This is a genomic window from Micromonospora sp. NPDC005173, from assembly GCF_040608515.1.
Classification (GTDB): domain Bacteria; phylum Actinomycetota; class Actinomycetes; order Mycobacteriales; family Micromonosporaceae; genus Micromonospora.
The window spans coordinates 1-23,329 of sequence record NZ_JBEXIK010000054.1 but is presented as its reverse complement, the minus strand read 5'-3'; the positions used below and the strand labels follow the sequence as shown (position 1 = coordinate 23,329).

Annotated in this window: 26 protein-coding genes; 21 read left to right on the top strand and 5 right to left on the bottom strand. The window is 69.9% G+C overall.

Going from position 1 to position 23,329, the window contains the following annotated elements; genetic code table 11:
• Positions 1 to 117 precede the first annotated feature (117 nt).
• Positions 118 to 777, top strand: coding sequence for an acVLRF1 family peptidyl-tRNA hydrolase (locus ABZV00_RS33085; protein ID WP_355613524.1), 660 nt, complete (start codon positions 118 to 120; stop codon positions 775 to 777).
• A gap of 462 nt (positions 778 to 1,239) precedes the next feature.
• Here ABZV00_RS33085 and ABZV00_RS33080 read toward each other — a convergent pair whose 3' ends face one another.
• The 3 genes from ABZV00_RS33080 to ABZV00_RS33070 are packed head-to-tail and all read right to left on the bottom strand — an operon-like array spanning position 1,240 to position 3,703.
• Complete coding sequence (locus tag ABZV00_RS33080) at positions 1,240 to 2,328, bottom strand: ABC transporter permease (RefSeq protein WP_355613522.1); 1,089 nt, start codon at positions 2,326 to 2,328, stop codon at positions 1,240 to 1,242.
• Positions 2,325 to 3,245, bottom strand: a complete 921-nt coding sequence (locus tag ABZV00_RS33075) for an ABC transporter ATP-binding protein (protein WP_355613520.1) — start codon at positions 3,243 to 3,245, stop codon at positions 2,325 to 2,327. Before ABZV00_RS33075 ends, ABZV00_RS33080 begins: the two co-directional genes overlap by 4 nt.
• Complete coding sequence (locus ABZV00_RS33070) at positions 3,242 to 3,703, bottom strand: GntR family transcriptional regulator (protein ID WP_355613518.1); 462 nt, start codon at positions 3,701 to 3,703, stop codon at positions 3,242 to 3,244. Before ABZV00_RS33070 ends, ABZV00_RS33075 begins: the two co-directional genes overlap by 4 nt.
• Before the next feature lie 232 nt (positions 3,704 to 3,935).
• Between ABZV00_RS33070 and ABZV00_RS33065 the strand changes: the two genes are divergently transcribed.
• The 20 genes from ABZV00_RS33065 (at position 3,936) to ABZV00_RS32970 (ending at position 22,061) form a co-directional block, all read left to right on the top strand.
• Positions 3,936 to 4,082, top strand: coding sequence for a hypothetical protein (locus tag ABZV00_RS33065; protein ID WP_355613516.1), 147 nt, complete (start codon positions 3,936 to 3,938; stop codon positions 4,080 to 4,082).
• 418 nt (positions 4,083 to 4,500) lie between these two features.
• Positions 4,501 to 5,601 (top strand): beta-eliminating lyase-related protein, encoded by a 1,101-nt coding sequence (locus ABZV00_RS33060; protein WP_355613514.1) that lies wholly within the window; start codon positions 4,501 to 4,503, stop codon positions 5,599 to 5,601.
• A gap of 558 nt (positions 5,602 to 6,159) precedes the next feature.
• Complete coding sequence (locus ABZV00_RS33055) at positions 6,160 to 6,456, top strand: pilin (protein ID WP_355613512.1); 297 nt, start codon at positions 6,160 to 6,162, stop codon at positions 6,454 to 6,456.
• 11 nt (positions 6,457 to 6,467) lie between these two features.
• Entirely contained in the window at positions 6,468 to 7,385 is a 918-nt protein-coding gene (locus ABZV00_RS33050; protein ID WP_355613510.1) for a hypothetical protein, read from the top strand.
• Positions 7,382 to 8,272 carry a PrgI family protein gene (locus ABZV00_RS33045; RefSeq protein WP_355613508.1) on the top strand — a complete coding sequence of 297 codons (891 nt, stop codon included), beginning with the start codon at positions 7,382 to 7,384 and terminating at the stop codon, positions 8,270 to 8,272. Before ABZV00_RS33050 ends, ABZV00_RS33045 begins: the two co-directional genes overlap by 4 nt.
• Positions 8,273 to 8,316: 44 nt before the next feature.
• Positions 8,317 to 10,020, top strand: a complete 1,704-nt coding sequence (locus ABZV00_RS33040) for a DUF87 domain-containing protein (RefSeq protein ID WP_355613559.1) — start codon at positions 8,317 to 8,319, stop codon at positions 10,018 to 10,020.
• Positions 10,017 to 12,485: a DUF87 domain-containing protein gene (locus ABZV00_RS33035; protein ID WP_355613506.1), complete on the top strand. Its 2,469-nt coding sequence runs from the start codon at positions 10,017 to 10,019 to the stop codon at positions 12,483 to 12,485. The genes ABZV00_RS33040 and ABZV00_RS33035 overlap by 4 nt, the downstream gene beginning before the upstream one ends.
• A gap of 206 nt (positions 12,486 to 12,691) precedes the next feature.
• Positions 12,692 to 13,543 (top strand): replication-relaxation family protein, encoded by an 852-nt coding sequence (locus ABZV00_RS33030; RefSeq protein ID WP_355613504.1) that lies wholly within the window; start codon positions 12,692 to 12,694, stop codon positions 13,541 to 13,543.
• 306 nt (positions 13,544 to 13,849) lie between these two features.
• The gene (locus ABZV00_RS33025; protein ID WP_355613502.1) at positions 13,850 to 14,539 is read left to right on the top strand and encodes a hypothetical protein; all 690 of its coding nucleotides are present in this window, start codon (positions 13,850 to 13,852) and stop codon (positions 14,537 to 14,539) included.
• A 90-nt stretch (positions 14,540 to 14,629) separates the two neighbouring features.
• Positions 14,630 to 15,358 carry a hypothetical protein gene (locus ABZV00_RS33020; protein WP_355613501.1) on the top strand — a complete coding sequence of 243 codons (729 nt, stop codon included), beginning with the start codon at positions 14,630 to 14,632 and terminating at the stop codon, positions 15,356 to 15,358.
• Positions 15,359 to 15,371: 13 nt separating this feature from the next.
• On the top strand, positions 15,372 to 15,962 hold the full coding sequence (locus ABZV00_RS33015; RefSeq protein WP_355613499.1) for a hypothetical protein: 591 nt from the start codon (positions 15,372 to 15,374) through the stop codon (positions 15,960 to 15,962).
• A 167-nt stretch (positions 15,963 to 16,129) separates the two neighbouring features.
• A complete protein-coding gene (locus tag ABZV00_RS33010) occupies positions 16,130 to 17,422 on the top strand; it encodes a helix-turn-helix domain-containing protein (protein ID WP_355613497.1) in 1,293 nt (430 codons plus the stop codon).
• A gap of 139 nt (positions 17,423 to 17,561) precedes the next feature.
• Positions 17,562 to 17,756, top strand: a complete 195-nt coding sequence (locus tag ABZV00_RS33005; protein ID WP_355613495.1) for a hypothetical protein — start codon at positions 17,562 to 17,564, stop codon at positions 17,754 to 17,756.
• 77 nt (positions 17,757 to 17,833) lie between these two features.
• Positions 17,834 to 18,823, top strand: coding sequence for a DUF932 domain-containing protein (locus tag ABZV00_RS33000; protein ID WP_355613493.1), 990 nt, complete (start codon positions 17,834 to 17,836; stop codon positions 18,821 to 18,823).
• 120 nt (positions 18,824 to 18,943) lie between these two features.
• Positions 18,944 to 19,345, top strand: coding sequence for a hypothetical protein (locus tag ABZV00_RS32995; protein ID WP_355613491.1), 402 nt, complete (start codon positions 18,944 to 18,946; stop codon positions 19,343 to 19,345).
• On the top strand, positions 19,342 to 19,788 hold the full coding sequence (locus ABZV00_RS32990) for a hypothetical protein (RefSeq protein WP_355613489.1): 447 nt from the start codon (positions 19,342 to 19,344) through the stop codon (positions 19,786 to 19,788). Before ABZV00_RS32995 ends, ABZV00_RS32990 begins: the two co-directional genes overlap by 4 nt.
• 108 nt (positions 19,789 to 19,896) lie before the next feature.
• Positions 19,897 to 20,226: a hypothetical protein gene (locus ABZV00_RS32985; RefSeq protein ID WP_355613487.1), complete on the top strand. Its 330-nt coding sequence runs from the start codon at positions 19,897 to 19,899 to the stop codon at positions 20,224 to 20,226.
• A gap of 75 nt (positions 20,227 to 20,301) precedes the next feature.
• The gene (locus ABZV00_RS32980) at positions 20,302 to 20,643 is read left to right on the top strand and encodes a hypothetical protein (protein WP_355613486.1); all 342 of its coding nucleotides are present in this window, start codon (positions 20,302 to 20,304) and stop codon (positions 20,641 to 20,643) included.
• A 75-nt stretch (positions 20,644 to 20,718) separates the two neighbouring features.
• Positions 20,719 to 21,741, top strand: coding sequence for a C40 family peptidase (locus ABZV00_RS32975; RefSeq protein ID WP_355613484.1), 1,023 nt, complete (start codon positions 20,719 to 20,721; stop codon positions 21,739 to 21,741).
• A 173-nt stretch (positions 21,742 to 21,914) separates the two neighbouring features.
• A complete protein-coding gene (locus ABZV00_RS32970) occupies positions 21,915 to 22,061 on the top strand; it encodes a hypothetical protein (protein ID WP_355613482.1) in 147 nt (48 codons plus the stop codon).
• A 169-nt stretch (positions 22,062 to 22,230) separates the two neighbouring features.
• On the opposite strand, the gene ABZV00_RS32965 is transcribed toward ABZV00_RS32970, so the two are convergent.
• Positions 22,231 to 22,638, bottom strand: coding sequence for an alpha/beta hydrolase (locus tag ABZV00_RS32965; protein WP_355613480.1), 408 nt, complete (start codon positions 22,636 to 22,638; stop codon positions 22,231 to 22,233).
• A complete protein-coding gene (locus ABZV00_RS32960) occupies positions 22,632 to 23,120 on the bottom strand; it encodes an alpha/beta hydrolase fold domain-containing protein (RefSeq protein ID WP_355613478.1) in 489 nt (162 codons plus the stop codon). Before ABZV00_RS32960 ends, ABZV00_RS32965 begins: the two co-directional genes overlap by 7 nt.
• Positions 23,121 to 23,329: the final 209 nt, after the last annotated feature.

Below are 23,329 nucleotides of genomic sequence, written 5' to 3'. Positions count from 1 at the left end.
CTGATGTGCACTCATCTCGGCAGAACCGGGCATCAGCTGGGCTGTGTTCGATGGCGCGACCCGCTTCATGTGAGCATGGTGGGTGCAGGCCGGCCGTTCCCGATAGGTGGTGTTCACGTGGTGAAGGCGCGACCCGCCGCGGGTGGCGGGCGGTGGGTGGAGATCTCACCGGAGCGGATTCGTGGTTGGCTCGACGGCTTCTACAGCCGCCACGACGGCGCCACCGAGCAGGGCCTCGTGTTGACCGGCGTGAGCAACGGTGATACCGCCACGCTGTATCCGCCGCCGGGGCTTACCGACGCGCAGGATGTCGACACGCTGCTGGCCCGCATCATCCGACCGCCCCGGATCGCCGTGCTGCTGGCCCGTAAGGGCGCGGTTGCCGCCGGCGTCGCGGACGGTACGACCATCACCGTCTCGAAGGTCGAGCGCTTCTACGTGCAGGGTCGCACCGCGGCCGGCGGTTCCTCGCAGCAACGCTACGCACGTCGCCGCGCCAACCAGGCCCAGGCTGCTACTCAGCGGGCTGCCGACATCGCCGCGCGGATCATGCTGCCCCACGCGCCCGGTGTTATCGCCGACCCTCACGATGCAGTCAGTGCCCTGGTCTGTGGCGGCGACCGGTCGATGATCGACGCGGTGCTGACAGACCGGCGTCTGTCGCCACTGGCGCTACTGCGTCACCCACACCTGCTCGAATCCGCCGAGCCCCGTCTGGCCATCCTGGAGGATGCGGCGGTCACGGCCAGACGGATCCGCGTCCACCTGATGCCGTGACCACGATCAGGTCCAGCAGGTCGGACCTGTACGCGATGTCCCGTAACCCGCCCGCTCTGCGGCATGAGCGCGCACCCGATCTTGGCTTGCGGTGAGCGCCAGATGAGTGCGTGGGTGGGCCATGCGGCTTCAACCGGATACGGTGATGATCACGAACAGCCTCGTTACGACGTCCCATCTTCCCGAAGCCAGCCATTCGGCGATATGTGCCGCGGGCGCGGAAGTTAGGCCCGTACCGGCCCGATCTGCTCCTCGAATCTCGGCAGGGCACGCAGGGTTGGTTCACGTCCCGCGCTGCGTCATCCACGTTGGACTGAGAGGCGGTCCCGGCGGCGGCTCGTGTGGCGGGGTGGTCGGCCGGCGTACCGGCCGCCACCCTCTTCCGGATCTCCGCCCGTATCTCGTCGTGCGGCACGGCGCAATCATCGCCGAGTGCGACACCCCCAGCGGCCGGGCCGGGGGTCAGCCCGCGCTGAGGTTGGTGCGGCGCACGATCAGCCAGACGGCGGCGAGGGCTACCGCGGCGAGGCCCAGGTAGCCGGCGCCGATGATCAGGTGGAAGTCGGGGATCCTGCTGCCCGGCTGATACTGCAGGAACTGCTGGAGATGGTTGTCGGCGAAGCAGGAGAGATCCGGCGGGGCGTCGGTGGGCGGGCACAGGCGGGTCAGCTCGGTACTGGTGAGCTGGCGGTGGGAGGCGTCGTATACGCCCGTCAGCTCGTCGCCTTCGTAGTTGATGCCGTAGTTGGTGATGAGGCCGCCCTTGACGACCATGGCGTTGTCGTCCAGCAGGCCGTCGTCCGGCGCGCCGATCTGCCGCCAGGCGGACAGCGGCTTCATGAGGGTGGGGTACCGGAGCTGGACGAACAGCATCAGGCCGATGAAGCCGGCGATGACGCCGAACACAGCGGGGAGGGTGCGTCTGATGGCGGCGCCGAGCGCGACGCCGACCGCGAACCAGCAGATGCTGATCGCGAGCGGGAGCATCCCGGTGTTCAGGAACGTCTCGTGCTGGAACATGCTTCCGATCGAGACGTTGGCCAACGCGTGTTCCAGGTGGTCGCTGGTGACGGCGACGGCCGCGGTCACGGCTGCCACGAACAGCCCGAGGAGGCTCAGCTTGGTCCACAGCCAGCGCGCCGGGGAGACGTCCTGGCTCCAGGCCAGCAGCAGGGTTCGCTGCTCGTGCTCCCTGGACAGCACCGGGACGCCGATGAACACGCCGATCAGCATCGGCATGTACTGCACCAGTCGCGACAGGTAGGAGTAGGTCCGGACCAGGCTGGAGGTCCCGGCGAGTCTGTCGCTCTGGGGGGATTGTTCCGGGCACCTCATGTCGTGGCACTGGTGATACAGGTCCGTTAGCTCGGTGGACAGGTAGGTCATCCAGCCCACCAGCACGGCGGCCAGGACGAGCGTGCCGAGGAGGGTCCAGCGGTGCTGGCGCCAGGTCAGCCAGATTAGACCGGAGAAGCCCGCGCCCGGCGTGGCGGTGGACTCGGTGTCGTCCTCGTGGTGCGCGGCGAGCCGTGGTCGGGTGATCGGGGTCATGCTGCTGCCTCCAGGTCCCGGTGTGTCTTGGCCGACGCCTTGAGGTAGGTCAGGATCAGCTCGTCCAGGGTGATGGGTTGGGCGGTCCAGCCGGGCGCGACGACGGCGTGCACGGCCGGCCCGTTGGACAGCCGGACGACGAACGTCGACTGCCGGTCGGTGTGCTGCGCCTGGACGATCGTGCCCGGGCCCGGCGGCAGGTCCGCGCGCGGTCCGGTGAGCCGCAGGTGGCTGTCGAGCAGCTCCTCGACGTCGCCGGTCAGCACGGGACGGCCCGCGTCGAGCAGCAGCAGGTGGTCGCCGACACTGCTGAGCTCGGCGATGATGTGGGTCGACAGCATCACGGTCATGTCGCTGTCGGCGGCCTCGGCCATCAGCTCGCCGGTCACCTCGGTGCGAGCCACCGGGTCGAGGTTTGCCAGGGGCTCGTCCAGCAGCAGCACCGCCGGGCGGGAGCCGAGGGCGACTGCGAGCGCGACCTGCGCCCGCTGCCCGCCGGAGAGCTTGCCGCAGCGGCGGTCCAGCGGGATGTCGAAGCGCTCCAGCCAGGACAGCGCCCGCCGCTGGTCCCACACGCGGTTCGTGGACCTTCCGAAGCGGAGCATGTCCGTGACGCTGAAGTCCCGGTACAGCGGCTTGTCCTGGGCCAGGATCGCGACCCGGCTCCCGGCCGGCCCACCCCCGTTCGTGGACCTGCCCTTCACCACCGGTCGGCCGTGGACCAGCAGCGAGCCGGAGGTGGGCGCCAGCATGCCACTGATGATGCTCATCAGCGTCGACTTGCCCGCGCCGTTGGCGCCGACGAGCGCGATGATGCGGTTGGCGGGCAGCTGGAAACTGCACTCCCGCAGCGCCCACACGTTGCCGTAGCGCTTGCTCAGGTCCCGTGCCTCGACGACGATGGCCTGGTCGCTCATGCGGCGCCTTCCTTCTGCTGGAACGCAGCGCCCGGCGCCGGTCTCCCCTGCGGCTGGTCGCTGCCGGCCTGCGTCCTGCGCAGCGAGTTCTCGACGATCACCGAGGCGAGCAGCGCCTGAACGTCCTCGTCCTCCAGACCCGCCTCGCGGGCCTGGCCGAGCCACCGGGCCAGGCCGGTGCGCAAGCGGGCCATGACATGGGGATCCGTGTGGCCGAGCGTTCCGCTGACGAAGGTGCCCGCCCCCTGCCGCGCCTCCACCAGGCCGGACAGCTCCAGCTCCCGGTAGGCCTTCAGCACCGTGCTCGGGTTGACCGTGCACGAGGTCACAACGCTGCGCACGGTGGGCAGTTGGTCCCCGGGATGCAGCAGTTCCATCCGCAGCCCCTCGCGCACCTGCCTGACCAGCTGCGCATATGCGGGGACGCTGCTGGACCGGTCGATATGGAAGTTGATCACGTCATGCGTCCTCTCCGTCCGTCCCCAGGCGAGGACAGATTGTTCTTATAGACTAGAACACCAGTTAATCAACATGGCAAGGATGACAATTGATCAACTCCCTCACGAGTCATGCCATGTGCCGAACCAACAGGCCCTCGGGCTGCCCTAGCGGGCCGACGGCATCGAACGGCTCGCCCAGCGTCTGCTGGCCGCGGCCGATGAACTTCGCAGCGGCCGCCCGCTCGCCTACGTGCACATCGTGGACAACGGCGCCACCGTCAGGGACGAAGTAGTCGGCTGGTGGGGCATCCTGTCGGCGCTGTGCCTGCGGCAGTTGCCGATACGAATCCGCAACTTCAGGCGCTTTGCCGCGCATCCTGAACGGTCGCGTTGCTGATTACTGCAGGGAATCTCAACGCGACATGCCGGCAAGACCTGCCGCGGGCGCAATCACGAGGTCGAGCACGCCCTCGTGCGGACGATGCAACGTGAACTCGGTCGCGGCGCGAAAGGTGCGGCTCCCGCCGCTCGACCGTACGACGTCCGCACATCGGCATGATGGGACGCCCAAGCCGGCTACCTTCGGCTACAGCCAGTGACGGGCCCTTCAACGACCGGCGGGCGCGGTCGGCGGCAATCGAGTGCGCGACAGGTGCACCAGGTTCAGGGTTAGCTCCTCGCCGATGCGGGTCCCGGCTCGCTCCTCCAAACGCCGCGGCCTGCATCCCACGTGCCATACGAGAGGCGTGCATAGGATGCCGACCTGCCTCCGAATCCAGTTGGCCCGCTCTTGGCTGGCATGCAACGATCCGCCGATGTCGCACAACACGAGGCAGCGTCGGCTTGCCGCGCTACGAGTCTGCGACCGGATTCTTTCCGGCGGCCCGCCCACCACCATGAGGGAGCGGCTCGCAGACATGGACGCGGGCGGTGATCTCGATAATTGGCCCGACTATTACGGCGACGGTCCGGTGACCACGCTAGAAGAACGCGTGGCAGACCTACTGGGAACCGAAGCGGCCGTATTCTTCCCCACCGGCACGATGGCCCAGCAGGTCGCGCTGCGCCATGGCGCTGACCGCACAGGGAACCCGACGGTCGCTGTCCACCCGCTCGGGCACCTAGAGGTACACCAACGCCATGCCTATGCCCACCTCAGTGGCCTGAGCAGTACCTGGCCGACAACCGCGCCCCGCAACCCGACTGCCGACGAGATCACCGCGCTCGGCGAGCCCGTGAGCACCGTCGTCATCGAACTCCCACTGCGCGACGCCGGCTTCGTCCTTCCCTCCTGGGACGAACTCGCCGCCGTATCCGCCGCAGCGCGCGCCATCGGTGCACGCGTCCATTTCGACGGCGCTCGGATTTGGGAATCCACCGCACACCTGGCGCATACCCTCAGCGAGATCGCGAACCTCGCCGACAGCACCTACGTGTCGTTCTATAAGACGATCGGCGGCATCAGCGGTGCGGCGCTCGCGGGCACCACCGAGCTCGCCTCCTACGCCCGCGTCTGGCGGCACCGCTACGGCGGCGAGGTCTTCCAGCAGTGGCCAGCCGCCCTGAGCGCACTCGCCGGTCTGAACAGGGAGTTGCCCCGCATCCCCGAATACGTACGGCACGCGCGGACAGTCGCTGCGGCACTCGCGGCGCTTCCCGGCGCGCGGGTGTATCCAGAACCTCCGCATACCCATCGATTCCGTCTCTGGCTGCCCCACCCGGCGCAGGCACTGAACGACGCTGCGCTGGCACTCGCCGAGGAGGAGAAGCTGTGGTTTGTCGCCGGCTGGCAGGAAACAGCCGTACCGGGTATCGCGATGACCGAGGTCACCGTCGCCGCGCCCGCGCTCGAGTGGACCGCCGAGGACATCGCCGAGGTGGGTGAGCGCTTCCTCTGCCGCGCCGTCGACCATTGACGCACTCACCTCGGCAGATCCGAGAGTTAAGCGGTCAGCCGCGCACCGGGCATCTGACACGCGGGGTCACCCACCCGCGCTGACCGTCAGATCCCTCGGACGTCAATAAGCTGCTCTCTGAAGGAATGGCTACCTGCTGCCCAGTTTCGCGCCGAGCACTCTCCTGGCTCGTTTTTGGGCCGCACGCCGATCCCTTGCCGGTCTCGGCACAAGGCCGTCTCGTGCGAACGCCCGGGACGGCCTCTTGGCGTTTCGGTCCGCGCCAACCTCCCTGGTTCGGACTGCGTGAGTCGCTGACCGGTCTTGTCAGGTCGTGACAGGCGCCAGGCGAGTTCGATCGGCCTGACAGCCGAGACCTGGGCGGTGCATGTCATCCACGGCATGCCCGCCCGGTGGGGATCTCCCATCCGGCGAGGCAATGGTCCGGCACGGCTGGCGCGGCGTACTGACACCGCAACCCTTCGCCCAAGGCAAGGGAGGAGCGCCCCCACCGGCCCAGTCGAAGCCTCGCCTTGGTCCCCACCGCGGCGGCCCGCGGATCTTTTGTGGAGCGTCGCAATGCACACAACTCTGTCAGTTCTGTCCGACCTCGCTGCCGGCGCGCCGCAGCCACTGGCGGCTCCAAAATCCATCAACGAGGTCATTTCCTCCATTACCGCCTGGATCATGGGCATCATCGCGTTGGTCGCGACGATGTTCCTGGTCATCGGTGGCCTGCGGTACATGGCCGCCGGCGGTGACCCGGCCCAGGTCGAGCAGGCGAAGGGCAACCTCAAGTCCGCGTTGATCGGCTACGCGTTGGCGGTCCTCTCCCCCGTGATCCTGCAGGTGCTGCAGGGCATCATCGGCGGCTGAGGACATCCGTCATGGTCAACTGGATGATGGATGGCCTGGTGGAGTGGCTCGCCGAGCGGCTACAAGACCTGCTCGGCGGGCTGCTGGCCTATCTGACGTCGTCGTTGTTCCTGTCGCCGGACGTCACCGTTTTGCCGCAGGTGCAGACCATCGCCGCGAAGAGTGCGATGGTCGTCAACGCCTGCTACGTCCTCGCGCTGGTGACCGCCGGCATCGTGACGATGACCAGCAGTTCGGTCGAGATGCGATACGGCGTCAAGGAACTCGTGCCGCGCCTCGTTGTCGGGTTCATCCTGTCGAACTTTGCGGTCCCACTCTGCGCCGTGCTCATCGGTGTCGCCAACGCGTTGACGGTGGCCATGGTCGGCACCGCGGCTCCCACCACGCAAGCTGTCACGATGGCCCGCACCCACGTGGCCGCCGCCCTCACCGATCCGGCCAACGCCCTCCTCGCCGTGATCATCGGGCTGCTGATCGTCGGACTGATGTTCGCCCTCGTCACCGGTTGGGTCGTACGTGTTGCGGTGCTGGTCATCCTGGCGGGGCTCGCCCCGCTCGCGCTGGCCTGCTATTGCCTGCCCTGGACGCAACCCACCGCAGAACTGTGGTGGCGCAGCCTGCTGGGCTGCCTCGGCACGGCCGTGCTGCAGGCCATTGCGTTCTCCACCGGCATCCAACTGCTCACCGAACCGGACGCGAGCATTCCGGTCCTGATCGGCCTGCCGGGTTCGGACGTGTTGAACCTGCTGCTGGTCGCGGTGGTGTTGTGGATGACGGTCAAGATCCCCGGGATGATGGGCCGCTACGCGACGGGCAAGGGGTCGCCGAAGATCGGCGCGGTTCTGCTGCGGGCGGTGGTCATCCAGGGCCTCACCCGCCGTCTACCGATCGGCGGGTTCGGACGGACCGCCTTACGAGGTGGGCGATGACGATCGAGGACAGCGTCCCGCGTGCCGTTGTCCCGGCCAACGTCAACGAGCCCGACCGCATCGCGTTCGGGCTGACGTTCCGACAGCTGGGCATCGTCGGCGGTGCCGGCCTCGGCGGGTTCGGGGTCTACCGCACGTTCGGGCATCTGCTGCCGCAGGTGGCCTGGATCGTCGCCGGGGCTTTCGTGTTCGCTGTGGCGGTCGTGGTGGCGCTCGGCCGCCGTGACGGCCTGCCGCTGGACGTGTGGCTGCGATACGGGTTCGCGCTCGGCCGCAGGCCGCGCACCCTCGCGCCGGGTGGGGCTCGGGTCAGCGCGGTCGCGGTCGTGGCCGGTAAGCCGAGCCTCCCGGCGCCGCTGCGCTCTCCGGTCACGGCGGTCAGTCCGACGGGAGTCCTGACCAGTGAGGGCAGCGGCAAGGTCCTGATCGCCTGCGGCACGACGAACATTCACCTGCGCACCGGGAGTGAGCAGGGCGCGTTGTTGGAGGGGTTTGGCCGGTTCCTCAACAGCCTGACCGGGCCGGCGCAGATCGTCGTGGCTGCGCAGCGGCACGACCTGACCGTCTACGCGCAGGCGACGGTCGACCACGCGCCGCGCCTGGCGCATCCGGCGTTGCAGGCCGCCGCCGCCGACTACGCCGAGTTCCTGCTCGACCTCGACAGCCAGCGCGATCCGCTGCGCCGCCAGGTCCTCGCCGTCGTCAGCGGAGAGCACGCGGCCGACACCGCCGTGCGCGCCCTGTCTGCGCTCGGCGTGGAGGCCGCCGTCTTGGACGGGCCGGCTGTCGCCTCCGCGCTGGCTGGCGCGGTCGATCCGTTCTCCCCGCCTGTGCCTGGTCCGCGTGCGGTACCCGGCGCCCCGATCACCCTGCGGAGCACATCGTGAATCTGTTGAGAAAGCCCAAGATCAGTGTCGCGGGCGGGGATGGGATGCCCTCCCCGGCCGCGTTGTCGGTCACGCCGTGGCACGTGCAGGTCGGCGACGGGTATGCCGCCACCTACGCGGTGTGCGGCTATCCGGCCGAGGTCGGCCCGGCGTGGCTCGACCCGCTGCTGTCCTACCCCGGACGGGTCGACGTCTCGGTGCACCTGGACCCGGTGGCGCCGCAACTGGCCGCGCCGATGCTCAAGCGCCAGCGCGCCCGCCTCGAATCCTCGCGCCGGCTGGACGCCGACCAGGGACGCTTGGGTGATCCGATGGTCGAGGCGGCAGCGGCGGATGCGGCCGACCTCGCCGAGCGGGTCGCCCGCGGGGCGGCGAAGCTGTTCGACGTCGGCATCTACGTCACCATCCACGCCCGGACCCTCGACGAACTCGCCACCGTTACCGCGGGCGTGAAGTCCGCCGCCGCCAGCGTGCTGCTGGACGTGCAGCCGGCGACGTTCCGCCACCAGCAGGGCTGGGTGGCCACGCTGCCGGTCGGCGTGGACCCGCTGCGGATGCGCCGCATCCTCGACACCACCGCCCTCGCGGCGGCGTTCCCCCTGGCCTCGGCGGACCTGGCCGCGCCGGCCCCGGGCACCGTCGCCCCGCCGGAAGGTGTGCTGTACGGGGTCAACACCACCAGCAACGGCGTGCTCATCTGGAACCGGTGGGCGCAGGACAACCACAACAGCGTGGTCCTGGCGCGCAGCGGCGCCGGGAAGTCCTACTTCGTCAAGCTCGAGGTGCTGCGCAACCTGTACCAGGGCACGACGGTGTCGGTCATCGACCCCGAGGACGAGTACACGCCCTTAGCAGAGCACGTTGGCGGCACCGTTGTGCAGCTCGGTCAGCCCGGCGTCAGGGTCAACCCGTTCGACCTGCCCGCCGACAACCGTCCTGACACCCTGACCCGGCGCGGGCTGTACCTGCACACGCTGATCTCGGTCATGCTCGGCGGAACCCCGCCGCCGGCCGAACGCGCCGCTCTCGACCGGGCCCTCACCGCCACCTACGCCCATGCCGGGATCAACGGTGACCCGGCCACCTGGACCAAACCGGCGCCGCTGCTGCGCGACCTGGCGGCAACCCTCGACGCGGACGACGACCCTGCCGCAGGGCAACTGGCCGCCCGGCTCGCGCCGTGGACGCTCGGCAACTTCGCCAGCATGTTCGACGGGCCGACATCCACCCGGCCGGAGGGCCACCTGGTGGTGTGGAGCCTGCGGCACTTGCCCGACGAGCTGCGCACCGTGGGAACTCTGCTCGCCCTGGACTGGATCTGGGCGGGCATCGACTCTCCGTCCGCTGGCGCCCGCCGGCGTCGACGGCTTGTCATCGTGGACGAGGCGTGGCTGCTGATGCGCGACGGCGAGGGCGCCCGGTTCCTGTTCCGGATGGCCAAGGCCGCGCGGAAGCGATCCGCAGGTTTGTGTGTCATCACTCAGGACGCCTCCGATGTCCTGTCGACGGATCTCGGCCTGGCGGTGGTGTCCAACGCCGCCACGCAGGTACTGATGCGCCAGTCCACACAGTCCATCGACGCGGTGTCCGAGGCGTTCGGCCTGACCGCCGGGGAGTCGAGGCTGCTGCTGTCGGCGCCGCGCGGTGAGGGCCTGCTCGTCGCTGGTCGTAGCCGCATTCCGTTCCGCAGTGTCGGATCGGCGGCCGAGCACAAGCTCGCCGTGACTGGAATCGGGGAGGCCGAATGACACCGACCCCGACCTGGCCCGCCGACGTCGGGGACTGGATCATCACCCGGCCGTGGCTGGGCTTCATCGCCGCCGCCCTGATCGTCAGCGCGGTGTTCGGCCATGATCAGGTGCTCGCCTGGCGGCACAAGCGGTTCGCGGCCGGCGCCCGATGGCTGACGATCGCCGCCCCGCCGGAGGTCACCGCCGAGGCTGCCGCGGCGTTCTGGACCACGCTGGTCGGCGTGCTGACGCCGTCGGTGTGGCAGCAGCGCCTGTTCGGCACCCCGCACGTCGGGTGGGAGTACATCTGGACCGGCCGGTCCCTGACCATCCGGGTCTGGGTGCCCGGCACGGTGCCGGGCGGCGCGGTCGAGGCCGCCGTCCGGGCGGCCTGGCCTGCGGCCACCCTCACCACCGCCCACGCCGCACCGCCGATTCCGCACACCGTCGCCGAGGAGGTGGGTGGGGCGCACTGGCCGCAGCACACCGACGGGCTGCCGCTGCGCAGCGAGCACGACACCGACCCACTGCGGGCGCTGCTCGCCGCCGGGGCCGAGGTACGTCACCGCGAACACGCGTGTGTGCAGATCCTCGCCCGCCCGGCGCCCACCGGCCGGGTCCGCGCGGCCCGCAGGGCCGCGGCGAGCACCAGCCATCATCGCCACGGGCGGCCTGACCTGGCCACCCGCGCCGTCACCGGGGCGGTGCGGCTGGCCATCGAGCCCCTGCTGTGGTTCCTCGACGTGTTCACGCCCGGCTCGTCGCGGCCACGCACCCCGGGCCATGCCCCAGTGGTGCGTCCGGCCGAGCGGGACCCGGTGGCCACCGCCGATGCCCGCACCATGGTGGACAAGGCCGTGCGGGTGCCGCACTACGAGATCGCGGTCCGGTTCGCCGTAGCGGCCGACGCCGGCACGTCCCCACCAGACCCGGAGCGGGCCACCCACGTCCGCTCACGCCTCGGCGGGCTCGGGCACACCATCGCCTCGGCCGCTGCGGCGTACACCGGCCCGAACCGGCTGCGGCGCATGAAGATGCCCCAGCCGGTGGCCACGATCGCCGGACGGCGACTGCGGCACGGGTTCCTGGCCACCGTGCCAGAACTCGCGGCCCTCGCCGCCCTGCCGCAAGACCTCGCCGTCCCGGGCCTCGATCGGGCCCGGGCCAAGGCCGTGCCGGCGCCCGTGCAGGTCCCCTCCGGCGGCCGGGGCGTGAAGGTGCTGGGCCGCTCACAGATAGGCCACCACAGCGTCAGCCTCAAGGTCGTCGACGCCCGCCAGCACGTGCACGTCGTCGGCAAGACCGGCGTCGGCAAGTCCACCCTGCTGTTGAACATGATCCTCGGCGACATCAAGGCCGGTCGCGGGACCGTGGTCATCGACCCCCGCGGGGATTTGATCACCGACATCCTCGACCGATTGCCCGCCTCTCACGCCAAGACGATCGTGATCATCGACCCGGACCAGGAGAACCCCGGCTGCTTCAACCCGCTCGATGACGGCGGCGATCCGCACCTGGCCGTGGACAACCTCGTCGGCATCTTCGCCAAAATCTTCCAAGGCCAGTGGGGGCCCCGCATGGACGACACCATGCGGGTCGCCTGCCTCACGCTGATGCGCCACGCCAAACCAACCCTGAGCCTGGTCCCGTCGCTGTTGCAGGACCGGGACTTCCGGGCCCGGTTCACCCACGGCCTAGACGACCCGGACGGCCTCGGCGGGTTCTGGCTCTGGTACGACGGCATCAACGAGCAGTTCCGCGGCCAGGTCATCGCACCCGTCCTCGCCCGGCTAAGAGCCTTCCTGCTGCGGGACTTCGTCAAAAGCGTGATCGGCAACGCCCACTCGTCGTTCGACATGGGCCGGGTCCTCGACGGCGGAGTGCTGCTCTGCCGGCTGCCCAAGGGCATCCTCGGTGAGGAGACCAGCCGCATCCTCGGCTCGATGATCGTCGCCCGGGTGTGGCAGGCCGCCATCGCCCGCGCCAGCATCCCCGAAGACCAGCGAAGAGACGCCAGCCTCTACGTGGATGAGTGCCACAACTTCCTCACGCTGCCCGGCAACGTCGGGGACATGCTGGCCGAGGCGCGCGGCTTTCGGCTCGGGCTCGTCCTGGCCCACCAGGATCTGGCGCAACTGCCCCACGACATCGCCGCGGCGGTGTCGGCCAACGCGCGGTCGAAGCTGTTCTTCAACGTCGACCCGGCCGACGCGCGGGACCTGTCCCGGCACACCAAACCCGAGCTGGACGAGCACGACCTCGCCCACCTCGATGTCTACACCGCCGCCGCCCGGCTGCTGGTCGGCAACCGGGAGCTGCCCGCGTTCACCTTCGTGACCAACCCGCCGGCGCCACCGGTGGGTGAAGCGACCGCGATCCGGCAGGAGTGCGCCGCCGCCCACGGCCGCACCGGTGGTGAGCCGCCGATGCAGCAGCTCGCCCGTACCGCGATGAAGCGGCGCATGACCGACCGCGACCGCTAACCCGCGGCCAAGCGTTCGGGGGCTCGGTTGGGTGCGGCACTGGGGGCTCGTCTGGGGGTGTCCGCGACACGAGACCCCACACGAGGCACCTACACCTGGGCTGTCAGGTGCCTGACCTGCCCTAACCCACCCGGCGCCAGGACCGAAATCGAGATCAACTCATCCAGACTCCCTACGGGACTCTCTCTCCAGGGGTGTGACCACCTATGCCGCAATCGCGCCCGGCCAGCCTGCTGGCCACCTATCCCCACATCACCGGCCGTGACCGTCGGCTTCTCCAGCTGCTCGACGACCACCGGGTCCTCACCACCGATCACATTCACCGCATGCTGTTTCTCGCCCGCCGTACCTGCCAGATCCGGCTCGGTGAGTTGGCCGCTTTGGGTCTGCTGGACCGTTTCCGGTTCGCCCGCGCCGGGGGTGGTAGCCATCCGTGGCACTGGACCCTCGGCCACCAGGGGCACCGGTTCCAGGCCGCCGCTCACCACCGGCCCGAGCCCACCGTGCGCACCAGCCGCCAAAGCGTCGACCGGCTCTCGGCCAACCCGAATCTGACCCACCTGCTCATGGCCAACGAGTTCTTCGTTCGGCTCACCGTGTACGCCCGCCAGCACCCGCAGGCGCGGCTGGACCGGTGGTGGTCCGAGACGATGACCACCAAGCAGTTCCGGACCATCACCGCCGACGGGCACGGCCTGTGGAGCGTCGCGGACACCACGGTGGGGTTCTTCCTGGAGGCCGATACCGGCACCGAGCCGCTGGGTCGGGTGGTGGCCAAGCTCGACCGGTACATCCAGCTGATCCGCCGCGGCGGCCCCCGCTACCCGGTGCTGTTCTGGCTCGGCAGCGAACACCGTGAGGAACACCTGCACCGGCTCCTGCGCGGCCGACGCGACACCGTTCCCCTCGCGACCGCCACCCACGCCACGGACCCCGCCGAAGCGGTCTGGCTTCCTGGCGGCGCCACCGGCCGAGTCCGGCTCACCGAGCTGCCCAGCGACCACGGTCAGCCCGTAGCGGACAACCCGAACTACGACGAGAGCGGCTTCGTGCTCTGACAGACCCTGGCAGGCTCGCGAGGAAATCCTGTCAGCGCAGCTCAGAGGCATGGACGGCAATCCTGACAGAGCTGGTGCTGTCAGGTCGCGACGCTACGGTGCAGCTTCTTCTTTTGCTCGCACCGCCGCCCGTCTGTCCCCTGGACCTGCCCGCGCCAGCGGGATCACCCACAGCCCACCTCCCGGTCGGCTCGTGATCCACGCCCCGCGCCCTCCACGGCAGCTTCCCGGCCCGGACGCAGCGATCCGGTGGCACCACGACGCACACCCTCCACGCCCACTCCTTCACGAAGGGAGCACCCTGCCATGCCCACGTCCATGCCGCTCACCGCCCCAGTCGTCACCGTCTGCTTCGCCCCCGGCGAGGACGCCGACTGGTTCGCCGCCTCGGAGAAGGTCAACGACCTCCTGCACGCCAACGGCACCCCGGCCCGCCGCTACCACGTCCGCCACCGCCGCCTCATCGGCTGGCTAACCCGCTTCCTCGGCTACTACCTCCTCGACGCCGCCCGCCGCTTCGGCGCGCTCACCATGGCCGCCGGAGGCCGCAAGGGTCGCCTCGACCTCACCGGCACAGCGGCCAAGGCTGCTCACCACGCCGCCCTGCGCTGGCGTGCCTGGAACACCCACATCGCCGCAACGACCCGCCCGGCCCGTCCCTTCGAGGACTACCTCGCCCAGCACCACGCCGACCCGACCAAGGTGAGCCTGGCCGAGGCCCGCCGCCGCTTCGAGCAGCAACCCGGAGTCCTGGCGATGCTCGCCTTCTCCTTCAACCCGTACGAGTTGTCCGTCTACCAGGCGGGCGAAGCCACCTACGTCGGGCTGTACTGGCGCATCGCGCTGATCGGCGACGCGCTGATCACCACTGACGGCCGCCTACTCATGCCGGCCAGTGACTCCGTGGCCGACCGGTTCCGCTTCCTCAACGAGGCATGCGGCTACCTCCGCAGCCTGCGCTCCAGCGCACGACTGTGCGCCGTCGCGATCGCCTAATCGCCTAACCACACCGAGGACCGGTCGCAGCCCCGCTGCGACCGGTCCCCGCCATGCCCACAACCCGACCGCCTGCGAAGGAGAAACCTCGTGTTCCTGGCCGATCCCGCGCTGCGGCGCATCGCCGCCGACACCAACGACGTCCTACCCGAGCACCTCTGGCGCCACGACACGGCCACCCTCGACGCCCTCGGCGACCTCGCCCGCGTCCTACACAAAACCGCCCGAGAGTTCACCGACAGCACCACCACGCTCGACCAGGCCCTCGCCCGCACTGGTGGGCTCGCCGAGCGGGCACGACAGGGGTTGGCCGCCCGCGCCGACCTGCACATGGCCGGCTACCACCAAACTCTCACCGACGCGCTCGTCGCCCGCGAGCGACACATCGTCCTCGGAACCGTGCTCGTTGGCGCCTACCGCGCCTGGCGCAACCACCGAACGATCGGCGACCGCGACCAGCGGCACCTCCTGCTGTACCCCGGTGATCCGTCGCGCGGCGTCGCCACCCTGCACCGCACCGAGGCAGACACCTGGCTGGTGCTACCCGACAGCGAGGCCAGCGCCGCCTTCGACATCCCTTACTCGGACCGTGTCATCGGCGAGGTCAGCGAGAGCGCCTTTGGGTGGACGCCAACCGCGTACATCGCCTCGCTGCACCAGCCCCCGCCCACGATGGCGTATCCCCTGCCCGCGTGCGACGACCTCGCCCCGGCCTGCCGGTCCCTGCTGCGCTGGTGGCACCTGCGCCACTCCGACACCTGGCGCAACCGCACCCCGAACCAACTCGACCCCGCCGAACTCGCCCACCTCACCACCTGAAGCGGGGAACCTCATGCCACACCTCGACACGATCAGCCGCTGGATCACCGCGACGACCGACCGCACCCTCGACCAACACGCCACCGACCCCATCCCCGCCGCCGCGCACCTGCCCGAAGCCGCCGCCACCCTGCGGCACCTGCGGACCGAGCTGCTGCTCGTAGTGGACCGGCTGCGCACCCTGCTGATCAACGACGACGACCTGAACGGCTCCACCAACACGGTCGCCAGCCCGGTGGAGACCATCAGGGAACTGGCCCGCGAGTACCGGTACACCCGCAACTGGATCGACACCCTCATCGGCGACGAGGCGCGGGCCGCGTACGCCGAGGCGAACCCGGGCCGGTCGGTGCGGCGGCGCTACGTCAACCCCGGTGACACGGTCCTGGTCGTCCTGCCACACACCGACTCCTGCCGCCGACAGAACCTCGCCGGACACGCCACCCACATCAAGGTCGGCACGTCCGACGCCAGGCTCCGCCCGCCCGGCAGCGTCAACCCGCTGTGGCTGTCCCACGCCGACGCCGGGATCTACCGCGATCCGGCCGAGGACCGCCTCTACATCCTGCAGGCCGCCGCCGACGAGGCCGTCCCCGGCCACTGACCGGCCGGCGCGGCACCACCCACCGCCACGACCACCGGGCCGCACGCCTCGGCAGCGCACGACGTCACGCGCCTGCCGCACCGACCGCTGCCCGCGACCCGACGCACCACCGCCCGGCACACCACCGTGCCAGGCGTCCCCACCAGTTCCCACGGAGGGAAACCCTGATGGAACACCTGTCCCTGACGCCTGCCACGCAGGCCGTCCTCGACGCCCTGACCGACCTCGGTCAGGGCAACCTCCACGAGTTGGCCGACAAGTCCGGTAAGGCCCGCTCGACCACCGACAAGGCGATCAAGACCCTGGCCGACGCCGGTGTCATCGTCGCGGTGGACACCGACGCCGACCCCGCCGAGGGCACCCCCGCCCGGTGGACCCTCGCCACGCCGAGCGACGCCGATGCCCTCATGCCTGCCGACGCGGCCGACGAGAGCGACATCGGCGACCCGGACGCCGACAACGCGAACGACCGGCCGCATATGGAGATGGGCCACCAGCTCACCGATGCGGTCCACGGCGCCGACGCCAAGAACGACCGACCGGACGACGGCAGCGACGCCGCCGTCGACACGCCGGACACCGATTCGACCGACCAGCCCGGCAGCCAGATCGATAGCGACGACGCGACCGACCACGACGACACACCCGACGACGACGCCGACCGTGGCGAGGACGAGCAGGCACCGACGGTCACCGCCGTGCAGCCCGCTCGACCCGGTGACCGCAAGGTCATGGCCATCAAGGGTGTCCTGGCCGACTACGGCGACGACGGCGCGACCCTCGACGTGATCGTCGCCGAGAGCGGTATCAGTCACCCGACCGCCTCTCGGCTGGTGACCGCGATGGCGCAGGCCGACGCCGCCCGCCGGCTGCCCGGCCTGCCGGAGCGGTGGATCCCGGGCCCGACGAAGGCCAGCGAGGTCGACCCGAATCCGGAGCCGCCCCGCTGCCCGCTGTGCTACCAGGTCATCCGCGGCCTGGCGACCGCGCCGAGCGCCACGGCGGCGGTGCTGCCCCTGATCCGGGCGGACGGCACGCTGCACGTCGTCGCGCCGGACGGCGAGACCCACGTCGTCACCCTGCCCCGTCGCACGCCGCCACGTGCGCCGGGCATCACCGCGAGCGTGGGCCGCGGCGACGCGAGCGCCAACGCCGACGGCAGCCAGCCGTTCGGCCGGGGCGAGTTGGAGAAGCTGACCCTCAACGTCCTGGCCGCGAACCCGGGCCGGGCGATGAGCCCGCAGGACATCGCCACCGCCATCAGCGGACAGCTCGGTCGCGCGGTCAGCTCCGGGGCGGTGCGCAACAACTGCACCAAGGCCGCCGCCGCCGGCCGGATCCTCCTGGTCTCCGATGCGCCGCTGACCTTCGCCTACCCGGCGCAGCCCGACCAGAACGGCACCGCGAGCACCAGCGCGGAACACCCCGGGCAGGACGACAACGACGCCGAGCAGTCCTGACCCGGTACACGCCGATCACGCTGCGGGGCCGGGCCAACCTGCGGTCCCTCAGCGACGCGACTGGAGCACCCCTCGTGCCCGACGTCCGACCACTGTCCGACCTGGTTCTGGACTACCTCGCCGAGAGGCCAGGCATCCGTTGAAGCCGCACGAGATCGCCCGCGGGATCACCGCCACCCTCGACGGGCGCCGCATCGGCACCAGCGCCGTCATCAACTACTGCCTGCACGCCGCCGCCACCGGTCACCTCATTCAGGTAACCGAGGAACCGATGGCGTTCGCCTACCCCGCCGGTCCGATCACGACCGGCGAAGGTCGCGCCGAACAGTCCTGATCCGCACCATCTCAAACCCATCGCGGGGGCCGAGCGCATGCGCTCGGCCGCCGCAGCACATCGAAGAGGAGAAACCCGTGCCGCACGAACTCGAGACGTTCGCCGACGGAACGACCGCCTTCGCCAGCGCCCGCCTGTCGGCCTGGCACCAGCTGGGCACCGTCACCCAGGACACCATGAAGGCAGAGGAGATCATGGCCGCCGCCCGGCTCGGCGACTGGGGCGTGCGGACCATCCGCGCCGTCGGCGTCGACCTCGTCGACGGTGTCGAGGTGCAGATCCCCGCCGACGACAAGCGGATGACCGTGCGCCGCAACCCCGTCACCGGTGATACCGAGTACCTGGGCATCGTCGGTACCGACTACACCGTGGTCCAGAACGAGCAGTGCGCCGAGATGCTCGATCGCCTGGTCGATCAGGTGGGCGGCGCCCACTTCGAGACCGCCGGCAGCCTCCGCCGCGGCAAGTCGGTGTTCGTCACCATGAAGCTGCCTACGGCGATGGAGATCGCCGGGGTGGACCGGCTCGACCTCTACCTGATCGGCACGACCTCCCACGACGGCACCGCCGCCCTACGGGTAGACGCCAGCCCAATCCGGGTGCTCTGCGCGAACACCCAGCGCGCCGCCTTCGCCCACTCGGTCGGTCACTACACGTTCCGGCACACCTCCAACGTCAACTCGCAGATCAGCCAGGCCCGCGAGGCGCTGGGCCTGATGTGGACGTACATGGAGACCTTCGAGAAGGCCGCCGAGCGGATGCTCCAGACCGAGCTGACCATGCGCGAGTTCGAGCAGGTCGTCGGCCAGGTGTGGCAGGTCAAGGACAACGCCTCCGACCAGACCCGCAACAACGCCAAGCAGCGGCTCGGCACCCTCAAGTACCTGATCCGCGAGGCCGACACCCAGAAGGCCATCGCCGGCAGCAGGTGGGCGGGCTACCAGGCCATCACCGAGTACCTCGACCACTACCAGCCCGCCAAGAACGAGTTCGCCCGCGCCAACCGGGTGCTCACCGGCAACGTCGGTGAGCTGAAGGTGGCCGCCTTCGACCTGCTGACGGTCTGACCGCACCTCGATCCGTCGGGGCAGCGGTCCACCGACCGCTGCCCCGGCCCGCAGAGAACGGACACACCCCATGGCACCGCCGAGCACCAGGCGGCAGGGATCAGACGGAACGGCCGGCCGATGATCGGCCACATCCGCCACCCCCGCGACCTCCGACAGTCCGTGTGCGGCCTGCCCGCCGCCGACGTCCAGCGGTGGGAGACCGAGAACCCGCCACGCGTTGAGTCCACCTGCGAGGACTGCTCCACCCTGCTGCCCGAAGCCGCCCGACCCGACGACGGCAACCATCCACCCGGAGACCCCACGCTCATCGACACGCTGTGGCGCATCGTCGCCGACCGGCAGCACGCCAAGATCGACGGTGTCCTCGTCGACCTGTGGTCGGCCAGCGTCACCGTCCTCATCTGGGACCAGCTCCGCGACGACAAGCGGCAACGGCTGCTGACCCTGCCGTCACACGAGCTGATCCTGCGCTGCATCGCGATCTACACCCGCGTCACCGCGAAGAAGGACCACCAGTGACCGGCCCTCGGCTACCCCAGTGGTTCCACTCCGGGCCGTGGGTGTTCTCGATCGACGCCGCGCAGGCGCTGATCGCGGCGTCGCCCCGCGACACCCGGCCCCTGGACGTGCCGGCGTGGGCCGCCGCGTATGGCCTTGCCCATCTCGACAACCCCAACCCGTGGGCAACCAGCCTCATCGGCCCGACCAGCACCGCCCTCAACCGGACCTACGCCAAGACCACCGACCTGAGCCAGCCGCTGATCGTGGGCCAGCTCAGCATCAGCGGACACCCGCCCGGCCCGCTGCTCATCGACGGGACCCACCGTCTCTACCGCGCCTGGCGCGAACACGTGCCCCGCCTGCCGGCCCACCTGCTCACCGTGCAGGAGACCCGCCAGATCCAGGACGACCTGCTCCTGGGACCACCCGCAATATCCAGCACCCCGCCGTCGACCCGATGACGGCCTGACACCACCCGGTCCCTACCGCGTACGCCTCGGAAGCCGCCCCTACGACGGCGGCGACCGAGGCGTACGCGCATTCACCATTCACCCATTGCGGAGGAACCCGTGACGTACACGCCACCGTGGCGCAGGGTCTGCGACTGCCGCTGCATCATTCACCACCGTCTGCCGCGCACCACCTACAACGAGCCCGGCTGCGCCTGCACCATCACCTGCACCACCCAACCCCTCACGCTGCTGGCCCACCAGCGGGGCCGCGCACTCTTCCTCGACCAGGGCGGCGACCTCTGGCACGTCCCCGCCATGGCCAACGGCACCTGGGACTGGGACAACGCCACAGAGATCGACACCCGCGCCGACGTCTACGACGCCGGCCTCGTCATCGGGCACCTGCTACGCCAGGCCGCCAACGTCCTCGACGCGTCCATCGACTGACCCGACCGCTCAAGGTGGGCCGCCCATGTGGGCGGCCCACGACCTTTTCGTGCTCCACGACCGAGGGAGACATCTATGCACCGCACCTACCGCAACGCCCGCGAGCGCGCCTGTGACTGCCGCTGCCCGATCCACCACGGCCAGCCGCGCTCGATCTACAACAACCCCGAGTGCCATTGCCTGGCCACCTGCGCCAGCCAACCCATGACCCTGCTCGCCCCACAGATCAACGGCGCCGTGTTCCTCGATGCCGCCAAGGCCCTCTGGTACGTGCCCAGCTTGGAGCCCGGCCACTGGGACTGGCGCAACGCCACCCCCGTCGACATGGGCCACCCGCTGTTCCCGGCCAGCACCCTGATCGCCGACTTACTCCGCGAGACCCACGCCGAACTACTCCCCCTTCTCTACCGCCTCTAGAACGCACGTCGCGGCCTCCGGCCGCGCACCCGCACGCAGACCGAATCCTTCTCGCTATCCCGAGAGGTCATCACCATGACAAAGATCATCATCGGCGTCGTCGCCGTCGTCGTCACCGCCTGCTTCGGCCTGCCCCTCCTGCTGCTGTCCTCCGTCACCGGCGGCGGCCCCGGCGGATGCGCCATCGCCGCCCCGCCCGGCCTACGCCCCTCCGGGCAGCCGCCCGGCACCGGCCGATGGGACACCGAGCAACTCGACATCGCCGCCACGATCATCGACGTCGGGGTCGCCAAAGGCGTACCCCGCTGGGGCTGGATCGTCGCCGTCGCCACCGCCATGCAGGAATCCGCCCTGCGCAACCTGCCCTTCCTCGGCGGCCGCAACGACCACGACTCCATCGGCGTCTTCCAGCAACGCCCCAGCCGAGGCTGGGGCACCATCGCGCAACTGTCCGAGCCCGCCTACCAGGCCGGCAAGTTCTTCGACAAGCTCCAGACCGTGCCCGGCTGGCAGACGATGCCGCTCACCCAGGCCGCGCAAGCCGTCCAGTTGTCCGCGTTCCCCGACGCCTACGCCACGTGGACCGACGACGCTTTGCACCTCGTGAAGCAGTTGACCAACACCCTCGCCGACTGCACCACCGACACCCTCAACGCGCTACCCGCCGGGTTCGTGCTACCCGCCAACACCCCACCCGCCGTAGCGACCGCCATCTTCTGGGCCGTGAACCAACTCGGCACGCCATACCGCTTCGGCGGCTCCTGCACCGACCCGCACTCCGGTAACCCCGACAAACAATGCGACTGCTCCTCGCTGATGCAATCGGCGTACCGGGCCGCCGGCATCTCCATCCCGCGGGTCACCACCGACCAGGTCAACGCCGGAAAGCCGGTGGCCGACCCGGCGCTTCTGCTACCCGGCGACCTCGTCTTCATCCCCGGCAGCCAAGGCACCATGGCCAACCCCCGCCACGTTGGCATGTACCTCGGCGACGGGCTCATCATCCAAGCCCCGAGAACCGGCGACATCGTCAAGATCACCAAGTTGAGCAGCTGGATCGATGACATCGCGGCGATTCGTCGTATCGAGACCCGATGATCACAGATGGGTCGAATCACCGCTGGCGGATTGTCACGATCTTCTCAGCCGCTATGGTGGAATTGCCAAGTTTGCGAGAGCCGACCGACGCGGCGTCTGCAGCGGCGCCAGCTTCGTGCTGAGCGCGCTGGCCACCGAGATCACCCCGGACATCGCCGGGCACCTACGGCCTGATGCGCAAGGACATCGCGCAGTTCGCCGACATGGTGCGGCCTCGGGGGATCGACCCCGACGAGCTTCGCGACCGGGGCCTGGCCGGCGCGGAGAGCCTGGTCGAGGCGGTAGACATCGTCGCCGGCCGCGCGGCCGGGACGGCGTAGTCCGCGCGGGGACGGTGGCGCGGCACCGTCGGGTACGGCGCCGCGTCGTCCCTGGTGGTCCCCTCGAAGGCGGCCGGCCGCATCACCCGGGGTCGACCCGCCCGACGCCAAGCCGCCGCACCTTCATCTGGACCTGATCAGCCCATCTCAAACACGCTCTACGGGTTGGTCATCCTCGCGAAGCCGGGTGGAGGTGGCTACGCAGGAAGGTGAGGATTTCGCGTCGCGCTGGCCGGGCGGCCGGCACGAGACCGGGGATGCTCAGGAAGGTGTGGGTGGCCCTCGGGTAGCAGGTCAGGTGAGCGTCGGTGCCGTCTTCGCGGAGTCGTTCGACGTAGCGGCGTCCATGGTCGGCCAGCGGATCCAGCGCGGCCGTGACGACCAGTGCCGATGGCAGCCCGGCGAGGCTGTCGAACGTGAGGGGCGACACGCCGCGAGCGTCGAGGCCCGGTGGGACGCTCAGCTTGCGGGCTGCGCGCAACCGGGACAGCGGCAGGGTGGGATTGTCGGCGTTCTCGTCAATCGACGAGTACTCGGTCATGGTCTCGGTCCAGTCCGTGACGGGGTAGTTCAGCACCTGGGCAAGGAGCGGTGGGCCGTCCTTGCCGGCGCGCAAGGCGATGAGCGCGCGGCGATCGTGCCGCCGGCGCTCTCGCCCATGACCGCGACAGCGCCGGGATCGACGCCCCAATCGGCGGCGTCTTCGACGAGCCGGACGAGGGTGTCGAAGCCGTCTTCGATCGGCTGGGGCAGCGGGTGCTCCGGGGCGAGGCGGTACTCCACCGATACGACCACCGCGGGGCACCGGACCGCGAGGTGGCTGTTGAGCCAGTCGTTCTGTGTGGCGGTCCCCGCGATGAAGCCTCCACCATGAAACGACACGATCAGCGGCAGTTTCCGACCTGCCTCCTTCGGTCGGTGCACGCGCAGCATCAGGCGGCGGCCAGGAAGATCGATCCTGGTCTCCTTGATGTGCGCGCGGCGGTCGGGCAAGCCAGTGACGATCCGGGCGGCACGGGACAATGCTGCCCGATTGGTCTTCTCACGCGCGGTGATCACCTGATCGTCGCTCAGGGCCTCCCAGTCCTGGGTGTCCCTGAGGATGCGGGTACCTAGTGGAGCGTCTCTGGTTTCCTATGTGATCCTCAGCGAAGCGGACATCGTGCCGGTACGGCCGTCCCGGTTGGTGATGGGGGTGGCGTGTACGTGGCGGTGGAAGCCGCGGCCGAGGGTTGCCCTGCGGACCCGGTGTGGGTGTCGCGGGGCGG